Source organism: Pseudomonas brassicacearum (assembly GCF_009601685.2).
Lineage (GTDB): Bacteria > Pseudomonadota > Gammaproteobacteria > Pseudomonadales > Pseudomonadaceae > Aquipseudomonas > Aquipseudomonas kilonensis_B.
Genome location: NZ_CP045701.2, coordinates 1632365 through 1649257, shown reverse-complemented (window position 1 = coordinate 1649257; position 16893 = coordinate 1632365). Strand labels below are relative to the sequence as shown.

General features: G+C 61.4%; 17 protein-coding genes. 7 read left to right on the top strand and 10 right to left on the bottom strand.

All coding sequences use genetic code 11. From position 1 onward, the window contains the following. Positions 1-124: 124 nt before the first annotated feature. Together GFU70_RS07280 and cysK are read right to left on the bottom strand one after the other, a co-directional pair. Positions 125-1063: an aspartyl/asparaginyl beta-hydroxylase domain-containing protein gene (locus GFU70_RS07280; RefSeq protein ID WP_058546181.1), complete on the bottom strand. Its 939-nt coding sequence runs from the start codon at positions 1061-1063 to the stop codon at positions 125-127. Between the two features lie 478 nt (positions 1064-1541). Beyond that, on the bottom strand, positions 1542-2516 hold the full coding sequence (gene cysK, locus GFU70_RS07275) for a cysteine synthase A (RefSeq protein WP_058545962.1): 975 nt from the start codon (positions 2514-2516) through the stop codon (positions 1542-1544). 147 nt (positions 2517-2663) lie between these two features. On the opposite strand from cysK, the gene GFU70_RS07270 reads away from it, so the two are divergent. The 3 genes from GFU70_RS07270 to GFU70_RS07260 all read left to right on the top strand — a co-directional run bounded on the left by GFU70_RS07270 (position 2664) and on the right by GFU70_RS07260 (position 6085). Beyond that, on the top strand, positions 2664-3740 hold the full coding sequence (locus GFU70_RS07270) for a DUF748 domain-containing protein (RefSeq protein ID WP_058545961.1): 1077 nt from the start codon (positions 2664-2666) through the stop codon (positions 3738-3740). A 286-nt stretch (positions 3741-4026) separates the two neighbouring features. Then, entirely contained in the window at positions 4027-4872 is an 846-nt protein-coding gene (locus tag GFU70_RS07265; protein ID WP_153387791.1) for an AAA family ATPase, read from the top strand. Positions 4873-4906: 34 nt separating this feature from the next. After that, positions 4907-6085, top strand: coding sequence for a vWA domain-containing protein (locus GFU70_RS07260; RefSeq protein WP_047701733.1), 1179 nt, complete (start codon positions 4907-4909; stop codon positions 6083-6085). A gap of 92 nt (positions 6086-6177) precedes the next feature. Here the strand turns inward: GFU70_RS07260 and GFU70_RS07255 are convergent, their stop codons facing one another. From GFU70_RS07255 to GFU70_RS07225, 7 genes are all read right to left on the bottom strand, one after another. Beyond that, positions 6178-7098 carry a biotin-dependent carboxyltransferase family protein gene (locus GFU70_RS07255; protein ID WP_153387790.1) on the bottom strand — a complete coding sequence of 307 codons (921 nt, stop codon included), beginning with the start codon at positions 7096-7098 and terminating at the stop codon, positions 6178-6180. Continuing rightward, a complete protein-coding gene (gene pxpB, locus GFU70_RS07250; RefSeq protein WP_058545959.1) occupies positions 7095-7799 on the bottom strand; it encodes a 5-oxoprolinase subunit PxpB in 705 nt (234 codons plus the stop codon). The genes GFU70_RS07255 and pxpB overlap by 4 nt, the downstream gene beginning before the upstream one ends. After that, on the bottom strand, positions 7796-8548 hold the full coding sequence (locus tag GFU70_RS07245; protein ID WP_153387789.1) for a 5-oxoprolinase subunit PxpA: 753 nt from the start codon (positions 8546-8548) through the stop codon (positions 7796-7798). The genes pxpB and GFU70_RS07245 overlap by 4 nt, the downstream gene beginning before the upstream one ends. A 60-nt stretch (positions 8549-8608) precedes the next feature. After that, positions 8609-9895, bottom strand: a complete 1287-nt coding sequence (locus GFU70_RS07240; RefSeq protein WP_058545958.1) for an MFS transporter — start codon at positions 9893-9895, stop codon at positions 8609-8611. Positions 9896-10362: 467 nt separating this feature from the next. Next, positions 10363-10905, bottom strand: a complete 543-nt coding sequence (locus GFU70_RS07235; RefSeq protein WP_057449800.1) for a DUF2937 family protein — start codon at positions 10903-10905, stop codon at positions 10363-10365. Positions 10906-10917: 12 nt separating this feature from the next. Next, positions 10918-11694, bottom strand: a complete 777-nt coding sequence (locus tag GFU70_RS07230; protein ID WP_058545957.1) for a class II glutamine amidotransferase — start codon at positions 11692-11694, stop codon at positions 10918-10920. Between the two features lie 32 nt (positions 11695-11726). Beyond that, a complete protein-coding gene (locus tag GFU70_RS07225) occupies positions 11727-12224 on the bottom strand; it encodes a hypothetical protein (protein ID WP_058545956.1) in 498 nt (165 codons plus the stop codon). 135 nt (positions 12225-12359) lie between these two features. Here GFU70_RS07225 and GFU70_RS07220 point away from each other — a divergent pair, with 135 nt between their 5' ends. Continuing rightward, positions 12360-14414, top strand: a complete 2055-nt coding sequence (locus GFU70_RS07220) for a S9 family peptidase (RefSeq protein ID WP_116642970.1) — start codon at positions 12360-12362, stop codon at positions 14412-14414. A 163-nt stretch (positions 14415-14577) separates the two neighbouring features. Further along, a complete protein-coding gene (locus GFU70_RS07215; RefSeq protein ID WP_003184242.1) occupies positions 14578-15051 on the top strand; it encodes a cyclic nucleotide-binding domain-containing protein in 474 nt (157 codons plus the stop codon). 184 nt (positions 15052-15235) lie between these two features. On the opposite strand, the gene GFU70_RS07210 is transcribed toward GFU70_RS07215, so the two are convergent. After that, the gene (locus GFU70_RS07210) at positions 15236-15523 is read right to left on the bottom strand and encodes a hypothetical protein (protein ID WP_153387788.1); all 288 of its coding nucleotides are present in this window, start codon (positions 15521-15523) and stop codon (positions 15236-15238) included. A gap of 75 nt (positions 15524-15598) precedes the next feature. Between GFU70_RS07210 and GFU70_RS07205 the strand changes: the two genes are divergently transcribed. Then, a complete protein-coding gene (locus tag GFU70_RS07205) occupies positions 15599-16285 on the top strand; it encodes a spermidine synthase (RefSeq protein ID WP_064107057.1) in 687 nt (228 codons plus the stop codon). Between the two features lie 48 nt (positions 16286-16333). Beyond that, entirely contained in the window at positions 16334-16708 is a 375-nt protein-coding gene (locus GFU70_RS07200) for a YajD family HNH nuclease (RefSeq protein ID WP_003184246.1), read from the top strand. Positions 16709-16893: the final 185 nt, after the last annotated feature.

Here is a 16893-nt window from a genome sequence, read left to right as displayed (position 1 = left end):
CGTTGAACGCTGGAACCACGACCGCGATGACAGGGGATGCAGGCATGAGCCGATCTCTTGAAGGAGCGGGTTCGAAACCCGAAGAGCGCTGACTATAACCAGCGCCCGATGGACTACGCAATGTTTAAACGAACAACCAATAGCCAAGCGCCGTCAGCACCACCACTGCCAACACGGGCCGCATCACCCGGTAGGCCTTGGGATACTTGCGCTTGAATTGCTTGACCCGGCCACTGATGCCATCGCTGAACGATTTGCTCCAGGCATAAGCCCGGTTGATGCCACCGACGTGTTCATCATCCAGGTTCTGTGGCGCCGTGGCGCGACCGAGGAACGCACTGATGGTGCGGTTGAGGCGGGTCATCAACCGGCTTTTCAAGGGCCGCTCGACATCACAGAACAGGATCACGCGGGTCTGTGGGGTTTCGTTCTTGACCCAGTGCACATAGGTTTCATCGAACATGACATCTTCGCCGTCGCGCCAGGCGTAGATCTGGCCGTCGACGAAGATCCGGCAGTCGTCGGAATTGGGGGTGGACAGCCCCAGGTGATAACGCAACGAACCGGCGAAGGGGTCTCGGTGCGGATTCAAGTGGCTGTCACCCGGCAGCAGGGCAAACATGGCGCCCCGGACATTGGGGATCTGGCTGACCAGCGCGACCGTCCTGGGACACAGCAGCTCAGCCGAGGGCAGCGGTTTGTCGTACCACTTGAGGTAGAAACGCTTCCAGCCCTTCTTGAAGAACGAGCCGAAACCCGCGTCGTTGTTCTTCTCGGCTGCGCGAATGTAGCCCTCGTCGAACAGGTGCATGGCCTCGTCGCGAATGACTTGCCAATTGTCCTTGAGCACATCCAGTTCAGGGAACTTGCTGCGATCTAGGTAAGGCTTGGAGGGCACGCCGGAGAACAGGTACATCAAGGCGTTATAGGGGGCGAACAGCGCCGAGTGGTTGACGAACTGGCGCAACACCGGCAGACGTGCCTTGCCACGCAAATGCACATAAAGCGTACTGCCCAAAAACAGCAGCAACACCGAGGCCTTGGCGGCAAACGAAACGGTCATTTTACAACTCCTTGTCCAAGAACAACTGACGCAACGCCATCAGCCCGGCGCTGCGCGCGGCCATGTTATAGACCGTGGCATGGCCCGGAAACCGTCTGGCGCAACATTCACTGTTGAGGATTACGCAACAATGTCCTTATTTAACATCCGCGACCTGAACCTTGGCTGACGCCCGTCAACGACTTTCTCGAATGCGCTTGAACAGCCTCTTGTGGCGACCGCTGAACCGTGTAGGAACTATGCAGGAGCCGTATGGGAACTGTGTAGGAGCTGTGTAGGAGCTGTGTAGGAGCTGTGTAGGAGCTGTCGAGTGCAACGAGGCTGCGATCTTTCCAAAGACACTTGAATCCCAAGCGAAAGATCAAGATCAAGATCAAGATCAAGATCAAGATCAAGATCAAGATCAAAAGATCGCAGGCTTCGCCAGCTCCTACAGGGCCCAGCAGGAGCTGGCGGCCTTGCCATGTTCCGCAGGCGGTTACTGCTGGATCTCCTGGTCGGTAAACAGATCACTGAACAACATGCTCGACAAGTACCGCTCGCCCGAATCCGGCAGGATCACGACGATGGTTTTGCCCTGCATTTCCGGTTTTTCCGCCAGGCGCACGGCCACGGCCATCGCCGCGCCACAAGAGATCCCGCAGAGGATGCCCTCCTCCTGCATCAAGCGCAGGGCCATGGCCTTGGATTCGTCGTCAGTGACCCGCTCGACCAGGTCAACGATCGACAGATCGAGGTTCTTCGGCACGAACCCGGCACCGATCCCCTGGATCTTGTGAGGGCTGGGCTTGATCTCCTGGCCCGCCATCGCTTGGGTAATCACCGGCGAAACCTCGGGCTCGACCGCCACCGACAGGATCGGTTTGCCACAAACGTTCTTGATGTACCGCGAAACCCCGGTAATGGTTCCGCCAGTGCCCACGCCCGCTACCAGCACGTCCACCGCACCGTCGGTATCGTTCCAGATTTCCGGGCCGGTGGTTTTTTCGTGGATCGCCGGGTTCGCCGGGTTATCGAACTGCTGCGGCATGAAGTATTTGGCTGGATCGCTGGCCATGATCTCGGTGGCTTTGTCGATCGCCCCCTTCATCCCCTTCGCCGGTTCGGTGAGCACCAGTTCCGCGCCCAGGGCCTTGAGCACCTTGCGCCGCTCGATGCTCATGGAGGCGGGCATGGTCAGCATCAGCTTGTAGCCACGGGCGGCAGCGACAAACGCCAGGCCGATCCCGGTGTTGCCCGAAGTCGGTTCGACGATGGTCATGCCCGGCTTGAGTTTGCCCGAGCTTTCAGCGTCCCAGATCATGTTCGCGCCGATCCGGCACTTGACCGAATACCCTGGGTTACGCCCCTCGATCTTGGCCAGGATGGTCACACCGCGCGGGGCAATGCGGTTGATCTGCACCAGCGGCGTATTACCGATGGAATGGGCGTTGTCAGCGAATATACGGCTCATGGCTGGGTCCTTGATGCAGCGGGAATGTAAGCCTTTAAAGGTATGCTTGTTGCCCATGGGCGTCCAGTTGCACCGAACGTTCCCGTTGTTGCGACAGTCAATGGCATTAGAAGGCGCTCCCTCAACAAACGCTGGAGACTGACTGACATGAAGCGTCGATACCGTTGGCCATTGTGGGTTTTCGCCGCCATCGCCGCGGTGCTGGTGGCCCTGCATTTCACCTTGCCTTACCTGGTACGCGACTACCTGAACGACAAACTGGCCGACATGGGCGATTATCGCGGCCAGATCACCGACGTGGACCTGGCCCTGTGGCGCGGTGCCTACCGGATCAACGGCCTGGAAATCGTCAAGGTCGATGGCAAGGTCCCGGTGCCGTTCGTCAGCGCGCCGCTGGTGGACCTGTCTGTGAGCTGGCATTCGCTTTGGTATGACCATGCGGTGGTCGCCGAGGTTGAATTCGCCCGCCCGGAAGTGAACTTCGTCGACGGCGGCGCCGACCGCCAGAACTCCCAGACCGGCCGGGGCACCAACTGGCGCGAGCAACTGGAAAAACTGCTGCCCATCACTTTCAACGAAGTGCGCATCAGGGACGGCAAGGTCACCTTTCGCAACTTCAACTCCAAGCCACCGGTCAACCTGCGGGCCACCGACGTCAACGCCAGCTTCTACAACCTGACCAACGTGGTCGACACCGAAGGCAAGCGCGACGCCCGTTTCGAAGGCAAGGCCCGGGTGGCCGGACATGCGCCGTTGGAAATGCAGGCCACCTTCGACCCGTTGAGCAACTTCGAGGATTTCGATTTCCGCCTGCGGGCCAGGAACATCGAGCTCAAGCGCCTGAACGATTTTGCCGCGGCTTATGGCAAATTCGATTTCAATGCCGGCCATGGCGATCTGGTGATCGAGGCCGAAGCCGATAACGCCAAGCTCAGCGGCTACATCAAGCCATTGCTGCACGATGTCGATGTGTTCGACTGGCAGCAGGACGTGGAAGACAAGAACAAGAACATCTTCCGCTCGGTCTGGGAAGCGCTGGTCGGCACAGGCGAAACGGCCCTCAAGAACCAGCGCAAGAACCAGTTCGCCACCCGGGTGGAGCTCAGCGGCAATGTTCACCAGCAGGACATCAGCGCCTTCGAAGCCTTCCTGCAGATCCTGCGCAACGGTTTCATCCAGGCCTTCAATGCCCGTTATGAACAGCCACCGCCGTCGGCCGATTAGGGCTTGCGGCTTTTTTGTGGCGAGGGAGCTTGCTCCCGCTCAAGTGCGCAGCACTTGCAGGTTTTTTGGGGCTGCTTCGCAGCCCAGCGGGAGCAAGCTCCCTCGCCACAGGGGTGATGCCCCATAAGGTGATAGCCGAGACTGAGTCAACATGTGACGCCCCATTCAGAGACTGAATACAGCGTCTGCGTTCACAGTCGGCGGGGCGCCGCGTTATAGTCGGGCACGATATTTATTTCGCGCGCCCCGCCTCGCCGGGCCGGCGACACCGTTCGAGGAATTGCAGATGAAGTTCGAAGGCACCAGCGCCTACGTGGCCACCGATGACCTGAAACTGGCCGTGAACGCCGCTATCACCCTGGAGCGGCCATTGCTGGTCAAGGGCGAACCGGGCACCGGCAAGACCATGCTGGCCGAACAACTGGCCGAGTCCTTCGGCGCGCGCCTGATCACTTGGCACATCAAGTCCACCACCAAGGCCCACCAGGGCTTGTACGAGTACGATGCGGTCAGCCGCCTGCGGGACTCGCAGTTGGGCGTGGACAAGGTCCACGACGTGCGCAACTACCTGAAGAAAGGCAAGCTCTGGGAAGCGTTCGAGTCCCAGGAGCGGGTGATCCTGCTGATCGACGAAATCGACAAGGCCGACATCGAGTTCCCCAACGACCTGCTGCAAGAACTCGACAAGATGGAGTTCTACGTCTACGAGACCGATGAAACCATCAAGGCCAAGCAACGGCCGATCATCATCATTACCTCCAACAACGAAAAGGAACTGCCGGACGCGTTCCTGCGCCGCTGCTTCTTCCACTACATCGCCTTCCCCGACCGCGTCACCCTGCAGAAAATTGTCGATGTGCATTACCCGGACATCAAGAAGGACCTGGTCAGCGAAGCGCTGGACGTGTTCTTCGACGTGCGCAAGGTGCCGGGCCTGAAGAAAAAGCCTTCCACTTCCGAACTGGTGGACTGGCTCAAGCTGCTGATGGCCGACAACATCGGCGAAGCGGTACTGCGCGAACGTGATCCGACCAAAGCCATCCCGCCGCTGGCCGGCGCCCTGGTCAAGAACGAACAGGACGTGCAATTGCTTGAACGCCTGGCGTTCATGAGCCGTCGCGGCACTCGCTGAGCCTCTTCGTCCAACAAGAGCGAGGGCGATTGCCATGCTGCTTAACCTGTTCAATGAGATGCGCGCCGCCAAGGTGCCCGTGTCGGTGCGTGAACTGCTGGACCTGATCAACGCGCTGAAACAGCGGGTGATCTTCGCCGACATGGACGAGTTCTATTACCTGTCCCGGGCGATCCTGGTGAAGGACGAACGGCATTTCGACAAGTTCGACCGAGCGTTCGCCGCTTACTTCAACGGCCTGGAGAAACTCGACGATCACCTCCAGGCGCTGATTCCCGAAGACTGGTTGCGCAAGGAGTTCGAGCGTTCGCTGAGCGACGAAGAGCGGGCGCAGATCCAGTCCCTCGGTGGCCTGGACAAGCTGATCGAAGAATTCAAGAAACGCCTGGAAGAACAGAAGGAACGCCATGCCGGCGGCAACAAGTGGATCGGCACCGGCGGCACCAGCCCGTTCGGCTCCGGCGGCTTCAACCCCGAAGGCATCCGGGTCGGCGACGCCGGCAAGCGCCAGGGCAAGGCCGTGAAGGTCTGGGACCAGCGCGAGTACAAGAACCTCGACGACCAGGTGGAATTGGGCACCCGCAACATCAAGATCGCCCTGCGTCGCTTGCGCAAGTTCGCCCGCCAGGGTGCGGCCGAAGAGTTGGACATCGACGGCACCATCGACCACACCGCCCGCGACGCCGGCCTTTTGAACATCCAGATGCGCCCGGAACGACGCAACACCGTGAAGCTGTTGCTGCTGTTCGACATCGGCGGCTCGATGGATGCCCACGTGAAAATCTGCGAAGAACTGTTCTCGGCCTGCAAGACCGAGTTCAAGCACCTGGAGTACTTCTACTTCCACAACTTCGTCTACGAATCGGTGTGGAAGAACAACCTTCGCCGCACTTCGGAGCGCACTTCGACCCAGGACCTGCTGCACAAGTACGGCGCCGACTACAAAGTGATCTTCATCGGCGATGCCGCCATGGCGCCTTATGAAATTACCCAGGCCGGCGGCAGCGTCGAACACTGGAACGAAGAAGCCGGTTATGTGTGGATGCAGCGCTTCATGGAGAAGTACAAGAAGCTCATCTGGATCAATCCGTACCCCAAGGACACCTGGGGTTATACCGCCTCGACCAACATCGTGCGCGAGTTGGTGGAAGACCGGATGTATCCGCTGACCTTGCGGGGGTTGGAGGAAGGGATGCGGTTTCTTTCCAAGTGATCTTTGGTGCCCTTTAGGGCCTCATCGCGAGCAAGCTCGCTCCCACATTGACACGCGGTTTCCTGTGGGAGCGGGCTTGCTCGCGAAGCTTTTCAGCTTTTCAAAAACACCTGTAAACACTCAACCTGCTGCCGATGTGCAACCTCCTGCACCACCGGCCGCAACCGCACCTGCGCCCCCGGCAGGCATTGCGCCAGCCGGGCCAGGGCCAACGGAGTCAAGGCGCCCAGCCGTGGGTAGCCGCCAATGGTTTGCCGGTCGTTGAGCAGCACAATTGGCTGGCCGTCCGGCGGCACCTGCACGGCGCCGAGCGGGATGCCCTCGGAAATCATCGCCGGTCCCTGATATTCCAACGCCGTGCCCAGCAAACGAATGCCCATGCGGTCGGCGCGACTGTCCAGGGTCCATGGGGTGTTGAACGCATCGAACAGGCTCTGCCCACTGAACGCTCCGTTCTGCGCCCCCAGGATCAAGTCCAGCGGCTGCGCTTGCTGAAAATCCGGAATCCGCACGTGCGGCATGGGCCGAGGCGTCGGCGTGCCCGAATAGCTCAAGTGTGCGCCGCGACTCAGCGCCCGCCCACGCCCATCCAGGCCACCGAGTTCCTCACGCACCACCGTTGCCCGGCTGCCCAATACCGCAGGCGCATTGAAACCACCGGGGGCCGCCAGGTAGGCCCGGGCACCGAGCACCGGCTGGGTGAGCGCCAGCACCTGGTCCTTGCGCAAGCTGAAGAAGCGCCACGACGCCACCCCCTGGCCGTCTATCCGCGCCCCCAGGTCCGCCCCGGCCAGGGCCAGCACGCAATCGTCTTCGGCCACCACCGTGAAACCGCCAAGGGTAATTTCCACCACCGCCGCGTCCGGGTGGTTGCCTAACATCCAGTTGGCCCAGGCCATCGACAACCAGTCCGCCGCGCCGCCCTGAGTCACGCCCAAATGCCTGACGCCGAAACGGCCGGTATCCTGCAACAGGCACAGCGGGGTGCTGGCCTCGATCAACAACCGGCTCATGCCTGGGCCTCCAACGGTGTGTCGTCGCCACCCAGCGCGATGAATTCGGCATGGTCCACGGGGGCAAAACGCACCGTGTCCCCCGGCTGCATCAGGCTGTAGCCGTCACGCTCGCGATCGAAGAGTTTGGTCGGGGTGCGACCGATCAGGTTCCAGCCTCCGGGCGACACCACCGGATACGCCGCGGTCTGGCGCTCGGCAATGCCGACGCTGCCCGCTGCCACGCGCTTGCGCGGCGTGTCGAGGCGCGGTGCGGCCAGTTCCTCGTCCACCAGCCCCATGAAGGCGAAGCCAGGAGCGAAGCCCAGGGCAAACACCTGGTACTCGCGCTCGCTGTGGCGGCGGATCACCTGGGCGACCGTCAGCCCGCTGCGGCCTGCCAGCCGCTCCAGCTCCGGCCCGACACGGAGGTCGTACCACACCGGCAGGACGTGGCATTGGCCGGCGGACCGGGCATCCGGTGAAAGGTTATTCAACGCCTCGTCGATCAATTCGCGAGCTTGCACCGGGTTCAGGGCGAGCAAATCGTAGTGCACCATCAACGTGGTGTAGGACGGCACCAGGTCGATCAGATGTTCGGCAAACACCGCGCGCAGGCGTTCGCTGGCGGCGAGCATCCAGGGCATGTTGGCCTCGGCGATCTCATCGAACAGGCGCACCATCAAGCAGTCCACCGCCACCACTTCCAAGCGTGGTCTCATGGCGCACTCTGCCGGTCCAGGGCTTCGCGGATGCGTTGCACGGCCGCCACGGAGCTGGCGTTGTCGCCGTGTACGCACAAGGTGTTGGCCATAAGGTGCAAGGCGCTGCCGTCACTGGCGGTCAACGCATCGCCGCGGGCGATGGTCAGGGCCTGCCCGATAATCACCTCGGGATCGTAGTGCACCGCGCCCGGCGCTTGCCGCGAAACCAGGCGACCAGCACTGTCATAGGCGCGGTCGGCAAAGGCTTCGAACCACAGGGTCAGGCCGTACTCGTCGCCCAGGGCCTGGGCGGCGCTGTTGTCCCGGGTCGCCATGAGCATCAGCGGCAGTTGCCGATCATAGGCCGCAACGGCCTGGATCACCGCACGCAGTTGCGCCGGATTGGCCATCATGTCGTTGTACATCGCGCCGTGGGGCTTGACGTAGCTGACCCGCCCACCTTGCGCCCGGCAGATGCCGTCGAGGGCGCCGATCTGGTAGTGCAGCAGGTCCTGCAATTCCTGGGCGCCATAGGCCATGGAGCGTCGGCCGAAGCCCGCCAGGTCCTGATAGGCTGGGTGCGCGCCGATTCGCACGCCGTGGCTCAGGGCCAGGCTGACGGTCTTGCGCATGATGCTCGGGTCGCCGGCATGAAAGCCGCAGGCGATGTTGGCGCAATCGATGAAGGGCATGACCTCGGCGTCCAGACCCATGGTCCAACTGCCGAAGCTCTCGCCGATGTCGCAATTCAATAGCAGGCGGCTCACGGTGAACGCTCCTGTAGGTTCTTTCTTCGTTAACTGTGGGACATGCCCGCAGGTTATCAGTTACTCAGCTTCCAACTGCTTGCCTTGGGTTTCCGGCAGGCTCAGGGCCGCCAGGATCACCACGCCATAGGACACCGCTGCAAACGCACCGATACCCACGCTCAGCGGCACTTTCTGGCTCAGCAGGCCGATCAACAGCGGGAACGTTGCCGCCAACGCCCGACCGATGTTGTAGCAAAAACCCTGGCCCGAACCCCGAATGCGGGTCGGGAACAGCTCAGTGAGGAATGACCCCATGCCGCTGAACATGCCCGACGCGAAGAACCCCAGGGGAAAGCCCAGCCAGAGCATCACGTTATTGCTCACGTGCAGTTGGGTATACAACAGCACGATGGTGAAGGAGCCGACGGCATACAGGACGAAGTTCTTTTTCCGACCCAGGATGTCCGACAGGTACGCGCTGATGACGTAACCCACATAGGAACCGACGATGACCATCGCCAGATAGCCCCCGGTGCTCAATACGCTCAAGCCACGCTCGTTCTTCAGGAACGTTGGCAACCAGGAGGTGATGGCGTAGTAACCGCCCAAGGCACCGGTGGTCAGCAACGAGGCCCGAAGGGTGGTGAAGAGGATGCCGGGGGCGAATATCTCGTAGAACTTCGCCGGGTTGCTCGGTGTTTGCCGGGCCTTGGCCTGGCTATAGACTTCCGGATCCTTGACCAGGCGCCGGACGAATATCACGAATACCGCAGGGACAATGCCCAGGATAAACAAGGCGCGCCAGGCGTCTTCCGGCGGCAATACCGAGAACAGCAGCGCATACAGGATCGCCGTCATGCCCCAGCCCAGGGCCCAACCCGACTGCACCATGCCCACCGCCTTGCCGCGGTCCTTGGCGCGGATCACCTCGCCCATCAACACCGCGCCGGCAGTCCACTCGCCGCCGAAGCCAAAACCCATCAGCGTACGGGCGATCAACAGTTGTTCGTAGTTCTGGGCAAAGCCGCACAGGAAAGTGAAGAACGCGAACCACAGCACTGTCAGTTGCAACGTGCGCACTCGACCGATGCGGTCGGAAAGAATGCCGGCCACCCAGCCACCAAGGGCCGAAGCGATCAAGGTGCTGGTGTGAATCAGCCCTGCCTGTCCGGTGGTAATGCCCCACATCGCGATCAGGGTCGGCACCACGAAGCTGAGCATCTGCGTGTCCATGCCATCCAGGGCGTAGCCGATCTTGCAGCTCCAGAAGGTGCGACGCTCCTGCTGGTTGATGTTGCGATACCAATCGAACGGGCCGGAACGGGCCTGGGTTTGGGGGACGCCGAGCGTGTCGGGTGCACTCATGGTGGTTCTCCACGGTTTTATTGTTTTTGAGTCTCGACGACGCTGACGTGGAGACCGTTGCCCCGATTCTTGAACGCACGGCCGATCCCGTCCAACGAATAAAACCTTGGCTGGGTCATAAGAAAAACTTGATTGGGCAGAACATCGCCAGGACAGGCGGACCGCTTTTGTGGTGAGGGAGCTTGCTCCCGCTGGTCCCTGTAGGAGCTGGCGAAGCCTGCGATCTTTTGATCTTTTGATCTTTTGATCTTTTGATCTTTTGATCTTTTGATCTTTTGATCTTTTGATCTTTCGCTTGAGATTCAAGTGTCTGGGGAAAGATCGCAGCCTCGTTGCACTCGACAGCTCCTACACAGCTCCATAGCTTCTACATAGCTTCTACATAGCTTCTACATAGCTTCTACGCAGCTTCTACGGGCACAGAACAGCGGGAGCAAGCGCTCTCGCCACAAGAACGCGCTGTGGCGCTACAGCCCGCGCAAATCGCGCTCTTCAATCGGCCGCCCCTGGCGCAGGCGCTTGCCACCCAGCACCACCCAGTCGATCAGACGGAACAGGCATTCCAGGCCGAACGACAGCAACAACGCACCGCTGATGCCCCAGATCATGGCCTCGGGGGTCAACAGGATCTGGTAGCTGTAGCCGTTCCAGGTTTCCTTGCGAATGTCCGGATCGGCAGCCAGGGCCACTTGCAGCAAGCGGATGTACCACGGGCCTTGCATCGCCTGGAATTGCTTGTCCAGGGCCTGCTGGCGCACGAGCAAGGTGTTCAGGCTGTCGGCGTCGCTGCGAAAGATCGGGTCTTCGCTGGCGCGGTAATGGGCCACCAGGGCCTGCATGTCGCCCTTGAAGAACTGGTTGGCGGTGCCCTGGAACCCTTGCAGGCCGGTCTGCGCCTCGATCAGGTGCGCCTCGACCCGCTTGGCGTAATCATTGATGAAGCCCGGCACCTGGACCCCAACCAACAGGCCCACCGCGAACAACACCAGCCGTAGATAACTGAGCAACATAGCGTGACGTCCTTATTCGGTCCGGCCGTGGCGGACGCATTCGCCGCGTCGCCACAGGCTCCATTGGCCCGGTTCGTAGCGGGTCCAGGTTTCGTTTTCGGTCAAGGGCTCGGTGGCGATCACCGTGACCACGTCGTTGGGCGTGGTTTCAGCCTGGAAATCGACAATCACATCCACATCCTTGAGGCGCGCCGGGCCGAACGGAGCGCGACGGGTGATCTGAGCCAGTTTGGTCGAGCAATAGCAGAACAGCCAGTCGCCATCGCTGAGCAGGCAGTTGAACACGCCTTTGCTGCGGTATTCGGTGCAGGCTTCGATCAACGTCGATAGCAATTGCTCCACCTCCACCGGCTCGGGGAAGGCCTGGCGCACGCGGTTGAGCAGATCGCAGAAAGCCGCTTCGCTGTCGGTATCGCCTACCGGGCGGTAGAAGCTCACGCCCGGCTGGAAATTGGCGAGCTGGCCGTTGTGGGCGAAACACCAGTTGCGGCCCCACAACTCACGCACGAACGGATGGGTGTTGGACAGGCAGACCTTGCCGACGTTGGCCTGGCGAATGTGCCCGATCACCACTTCGCTCTTGATCGGATAGCGCTGCACCAGGTTCGCCACTTCCGACTCGCTGCTGGCCGCCGGGTCCTGGAACAGGCGCAGGCCACGGCCTTCATAGAACGCGATGCCCCAGCCGTCCCGGTGCGGCCCGGTCTTACCGCCGCGCTGCATCAGCCCGGTGAAGCTGAACACGATGTCGGTCGGCACATTGGCGCTCATGCCCAGTAACTCACACATGCTCGAACTCTCGCTTCAAGGGGCAGGCCCGGTTACAGGCGCGGTTCGATTCGCGAACGCTGGGGGTTGCTCGGCACGGGCGGGCGACCGTAACGGTCATCACCGGCCACGCCAAACGGCGGCACGTCCTCCGGCTCATCGGCCACGGCGGCGGCTTTTGCGGCGGCGGCCCGTTCCTTGCGAGCGTTGGCGGCACGCTCGATGGGGAAGCGGATCAACACGAAAATCAAGTAGATACCGAAGGCGATCATGCTGTACATGAGCAGATCGGAAGCCGCCCGCCAGACGTTGTTGCCGACTTTGAACAGCACGTCCAGGGCAACAATGGCCAGGGCCGGGGCGACCTTGTCCTTCACCGGATCAACGATGGTAGGGCAAAACAGCAACACCGCCATCAGCAACCGCAGCGGTTCGCGCAACCAGCGCCACATCCAGCGGGTCATGCGCATCCATACCAACAGGCAGCCCAGGGCGGCGAAGGCGTAGAGGCCCCAGGCGATCAGATAGTCATTCTCGGTCATGGTGTCCATGGCAAGGCAGGCAAAGAGACGCTTATAGTAACGGCTTTTCGCTCGTCAGGCTGCCCCGGCGTCTGGCGAATGGCCTGTTTGGTTGGTTCTGTCCAGGCCACGTGTCCCTTTTCGTACAACGTTCGAGAGCCTTTCATGTCCCTATCTGCCCACGTTTCCAACGCCCCGATTGCCCGCAGGGACGCCGGTGTTGACCCATACGCCTGGCTGCAGGAACGCGACACCGACGCCGTGCTCGACTACCTCAAGGCGGAAAACAGCTATCAGGAGGCGCAACTCGCCGACCAGGCCGATCTGCGCGAAACCCTGTTCCAGGAGATCAAGGGCCGGATCCTCGAGACCGACCTGTCGCTGCCCTCGCCCTGGGGCCCCTACCTGTATTACACCCGTACCACGGCCGGGGACGAATACCCACGCCACTACCGCTGCCCGCGCCCGGCCGATGACAGCCTGACTGTGGATGAAAGCCGTGAACAACTGCTGCTGGACCCGAACGCGTTGGCGGGCGGCGGTTTCTTTGCCCTGGGCGCCTTCAGCATCAGCCCCGACCACCAGCGCCTGGCCTACAGCCTGGACACCACGGGCGACGAGATCTACACCCTGTTCGTGAAGGAATTGTCCAACGACAAGGTCAGTGAATTGTCCTTCGATAATTGCGACGGCAGCATGACCTGGGCCAACGACAGTCTGACGCTGTTTTTTGGCGAGTTGGACGACACCCACCGCCCCCACAGGCTCTGGCGCTATCGCCTGGACGGCACGGCCGCTGAAGAGGTGTTCCATGAGCAGGACGGACGTTTCTTCCTGCATTGCTATCGTTCGAGTTCGGAAAAGCAGTTGATCCTGTCCTTGGGCAGCAAGACCACCAGCGAAGTCTGGGTGCTGGACGCCGCGCAACCGCAGCGCCCCTTTACCTGCCTGGCGCCCCGTGTGGAAAACCATGAATACGACGTCGACCACGGCCTGCTCGATGGCCAATGGACCTGGTTGATCCGCAGCAACCGCGACGGAATCAACTTCGCGTTGTATCAGGCCGCCGACACGGGCGTAGCGCCGACCGAGGCCGACTGGCAGAACCTGATCCCCCACAGCGACACGGTGATGATCGACGGCTTGAGCCTGAATGCCGGGGCGATGACCTTGAGCCTGCGCGAAGGCGGCCTGCCGATCATCGAAGTTCACCCGCAAGGCTTGCCGGCGTATCGGGTGCAACTGCCGGATGCGGCCTACAGCCTGCATGTGCAAAACAGCCTGGAATTCGTCAGCGATCGCATCCGCCTGCGCTACGAGGCCCTGAACCGTCCGGCGCAGATCCGTCAGTTGGACCTGGCCAGCGGCGCACAGGTCGTGCTCAAGCAAACCCCGGTACTGGGGCCGTTCGACGCCGATGCCTACGTCAGCCAGCGGCTTTGGGCTACAGCACCGGACGGCACCCAGGTGCCCATCAGCCTGGTGGTCAAGCGCGAAGCCCTCGGCCGGCCGGTACCGCTGTACCTGTATGGCTACGGTGCTTATGGCGAAAGCCTCGACCCGTGGTTTTCCCATTCGCGGCTGAGCCTGCTTGACCGCGGCGTAGCGTTTGCCATCGCCCATGTGCGCGGCGGCGGCGAGCTGGGGGAAGCCTGGTATCGCGCCGGCAAGCAGGAACACAAGCACAACACGTTCAGCGACTTCATCGCTTGCGCCGAACATTTGATCGCCAACGGTTTCACCAGCGCCGAACAGCTGGCAATCAGCGGCGGCAGCGCCGGTGGCCTGCTGATTGGCGCGGTGCTCAATCAACGCCCGGAGCTGTTCAAGGTTGCGATTGCCGAGGTGCCGTTCGTCGACGTGCTCAACACCATGCTCGACCCGGACTTGCCACTGACCGTCACCGAATACGACGAATGGGGCAATCCAGAGGAACCGCAGGTTTATGATCGGATCCGGGCCTACGCCCCGTACGAAAACGTCCGCGCCCAGGCCTACCCGGCGCTGCTGGTGATCGCCGGTTACAACGACAGCCGAGTGCAGTACTGGGAAGCGGCCAAGTGGGTGGCGAAATTGCGGGCCACCAAGACCAATGACAACCCCCTGCTGCTCAAGACCGAACTGGGCGCCGGACATGGCGGGATGAGCGGGCGCTACCAGGGATTGCGTGACGTAGCGCTCGAATATGCATTTGTCTTGAAGGTTTTGGGGCTGGTCTGAGGAACTCTGTGGGATGGCCGGGTCTTAGCTCCATGCGCAAGGCCCTGATTTAACCCAGCCCAATGTGGGAAAGGCTTTGTGGGAGCAAGGCCTGTCCCAGGGATCTCTTACACCCAGGCCAGCCCGAACCTGTAACAAACACAAGAAAAAAGACCGTGCCAACATGTCAGAACCGACCTTACTGAACAAAGAAATCCGCGACTGGCTGATGGACTGCGGTCTGTTCGACCAGTTGCTGCCTGTCGACTTCGCCGCGGCATCGGGCTATTTCAGCATCAGCGCCATTGCCGAGGGCGAGGCGATTTTCCGCGAGGGCGATGCCGGTAGCTTCATGTGCATCATCCACACCGGCCAGGTGGCCGTGCAGAAAACCGGCCCCGACGGCCAACCTGTAACCATCGCCACGCTGCGCAGTGGCCGGGCATTCGGCGAAATGGCTGTGCTCGACGGCGAACGGCGCTCGGCCAGTTGCATCGCCGCCAGCAATTGCCAGTTGCTGAACCTGGGCAAGGACTCCCTGGAAAAAATGCTCAACGACGCCCCCAAGATCGCCGCCAAGATCATCCGCGCCCTCGCCGTCTCCCTGTCCAAGCGCCTGCGCATGGCTGATGGGCAGTTGTTGTCGCAGCAGGTCTGACCTCCCTCTGTCAGTTGAAAAACAGAACCTGTGGGAGCGAGCCTGTGGGAGCAAAGCTTGCTCGCGATAGCGGTGTTGCATATGCCGACGTCATCGCGAGCAAGCTTTGCTCCCACAGAGTTCACCGCAATGCCCGAACCCACAGGTTTTTATCATCCAGTTGTTTCACCAACAGTCTTGATGTCTACCCCCCCGGCGACTTGGCCTTCACCGGCTTGGGCTCCATGCCCGGTATCGGCTGGTCCTTGGGTGGCTTGGGCATTTCGATGGGGGGCAGCAACGGCGGCCCGCCGCTTCCGGGGCCAGCCTTGGGCACACTGTTGGGCGTGACCGGCGGATAGGGCATGGGAGTGGCAGTGCCTGGCGAGCCGGGAATGCTCGGCGGGTTGACCGGAATCGTCGGCTGCTGGGCCTGCGCGCAACTTAACGAGAGCGCCGCCAGGCCAATGGCCGTTAGAATGAGGCACTTCATCAATGGCTCCGTGGCTATTGTCTGCCTTCAGGCTAGTCCTTACCGCGTCGGTTTGCCCCTTCTCATGAGATTTCCATGAAACGTTTCGTTCTGCTCGATACCACGCCCATCCCTGATAACGGCGGTGCACTGTGCCTGTTCGAGTACGGTGACGACTTCGTCATCAAGATCCAGGGCGGTGACGGCGGGCAGTTGATGAACACCCGCATGCACGGTTCCGAAGATGCCCTGGCAGAGATTCCTTGCCGCAAGGTGGCCGGTCGTCCCGGCTCGCGCGTGCTGATCGGCGGCCTGGGCATGGGGTTCACCCTCGCCTCGGCCCTCAAGCATCTGGGCAAGACCGCCGAAGTGGTGGTGGCCGAACTGGTGCCCGGCGTGGTGGAGTGGAACCGTGGCCCCCTGGGTGAAAAGGCCGGGCGGCCGCTGTCGGACCCGCGCACGGTAATCCGCATGGAAGACGTGGCCAAGGTGCTGCAAGCCGAACCCCAGGGTTTCGACGCGATCATGCTCGATGTCGACAACGGCCCGGAAGGCCTGACCCAGAAAGCCAACAGTTGGCTGTATTCGGCTGGAGGCCTGGCCGCCTGCGCCAAGGCCCTGCGGCCCAAGGGCGTGCTGGCGGTGTGGTCGGCCAGCGCTGACCGGCAGTTTTCCGACAAGCTGAAGAAGGCCGGCTTCAAGGCCGAAGAGGTGCAAGTGTTCGCCCATGGCAACAAAGGCACCCGCCACACCATCTGGATTGCCGAGAAGCTCAAGGGCTGAGCTAAACTCTGTCCAACCGTCATCCGTCCTGTTTACAAAGGTGAACCCATGAGTTCGTCAACGCCACCGTCCAACACCGCCAAGCTGGACCGTATCCTCGCCGATGCCCAGCGCGACCGAGAGATGGGCTACCGCGACAAAGCCCTGAAAATGTACCCCCATGTCTGTGGCCGCTGCGCCCGTGAGTTTTCCGGCAAGCGCCTGAGCGAACTGACCGTTCACCACCGCGACCACAACCACGACAACAACCCGCAGGACGGTTCCAACTGGGAACTGCTGTGCCTGTACTGCCACGACAACGAACACTCGCGCTACACCGACCAGCAATATTTCGGCGACGGCTCCCTGAGCACTCCGAAAATCGCCAAGGCAACCCACAACCCCTTCGCCGCACTGGCCGGGTTGATGAAGAAGGACGAGTAATCAGCCGTTGTGGCGAGCGGGTTTATCTTGCGCTGCAAAGTGTTGCTCCACAGATCCAATCCCCTCACTCGACTGTGGAGCGGCGGCCTGAGCCGCTTGCATGGCCCCGCTGACAAATCTGCAATGTCCCCGTCAGATCGCTGACAGCTTCGTACCTTTAGCATGCCTGCCACATCCCTCATTTG

Bases quoted from the DNA above. Each gene is read 5' to 3' on its own strand.
- GFU70_RS07280 (WP_058546181.1), bottom strand. From the start codon at position 1,063: ATGACCGTTTCGTTTGCCGCCAAGGCCTCGGTGTTGCTGCTGTTTTTG.
- cysK (WP_058545962.1), bottom strand. From the start codon at position 2,516: ATGAGCCGTATATTCGCTGACAACGCCCATTCCATCGGTAATACGCCG.
- GFU70_RS07270 (WP_058545961.1), top strand. From the start codon at position 2,664: ATGAAGCGTCGATACCGTTGGCCATTGTGGGTTTTCGCCGCCATCGCC.
- GFU70_RS07265 (WP_153387791.1), top strand. From the start codon at position 4,027: ATGAAGTTCGAAGGCACCAGCGCCTACGTGGCCACCGATGACCTGAAA.
- GFU70_RS07260 (WP_047701733.1), top strand. From the start codon at position 4,907: ATGCTGCTTAACCTGTTCAATGAGATGCGCGCCGCCAAGGTGCCCGTG.
- GFU70_RS07255 (WP_153387790.1), bottom strand. From the start codon at position 7,098: ATGAGCCGGTTGTTGATCGAGGCCAGCACCCCGCTGTGCCTGTTGCAG.
- pxpB (WP_058545959.1), bottom strand. From the start codon at position 7,799: ATGAGACCACGCTTGGAAGTGGTGGCGGTGGACTGCTTGATGGTGCGC.
- GFU70_RS07240 (WP_058545958.1), bottom strand. From the start codon at position 9,895: ATGAGTGCACCCGACACGCTCGGCGTCCCCCAAACCCAGGCCCGTTCC.
- GFU70_RS07235 (WP_057449800.1), bottom strand. From the start codon at position 10,905: ATGTTGCTCAGTTATCTACGGCTGGTGTTGTTCGCGGTGGGCCTGTTG.
- GFU70_RS07230 (WP_058545957.1), bottom strand. From the start codon at position 11,694: ATGTGTGAGTTACTGGGCATGAGCGCCAATGTGCCGACCGACATCGTG.
- GFU70_RS07225 (WP_058545956.1), bottom strand. From the start codon at position 12,224: ATGGACACCATGACCGAGAATGACTATCTGATCGCCTGGGGCCTCTAC.
- GFU70_RS07220 (WP_116642970.1), top strand. From the start codon at position 12,360: ATGTCCCTATCTGCCCACGTTTCCAACGCCCCGATTGCCCGCAGGGAC.
- GFU70_RS07215 (WP_003184242.1), top strand. From the start codon at position 14,578: ATGTCAGAACCGACCTTACTGAACAAAGAAATCCGCGACTGGCTGATG.
- GFU70_RS07210 (WP_153387788.1), bottom strand. From the start codon at position 15,523: ATGAAGTGCCTCATTCTAACGGCCATTGGCCTGGCGGCGCTCTCGTTA.
- GFU70_RS07205 (WP_064107057.1), top strand. From the start codon at position 15,599: ATGAAACGTTTCGTTCTGCTCGATACCACGCCCATCCCTGATAACGGC.
- GFU70_RS07200 (WP_003184246.1), top strand. From the start codon at position 16,334: ATGAGTTCGTCAACGCCACCGTCCAACACCGCCAAGCTGGACCGTATC.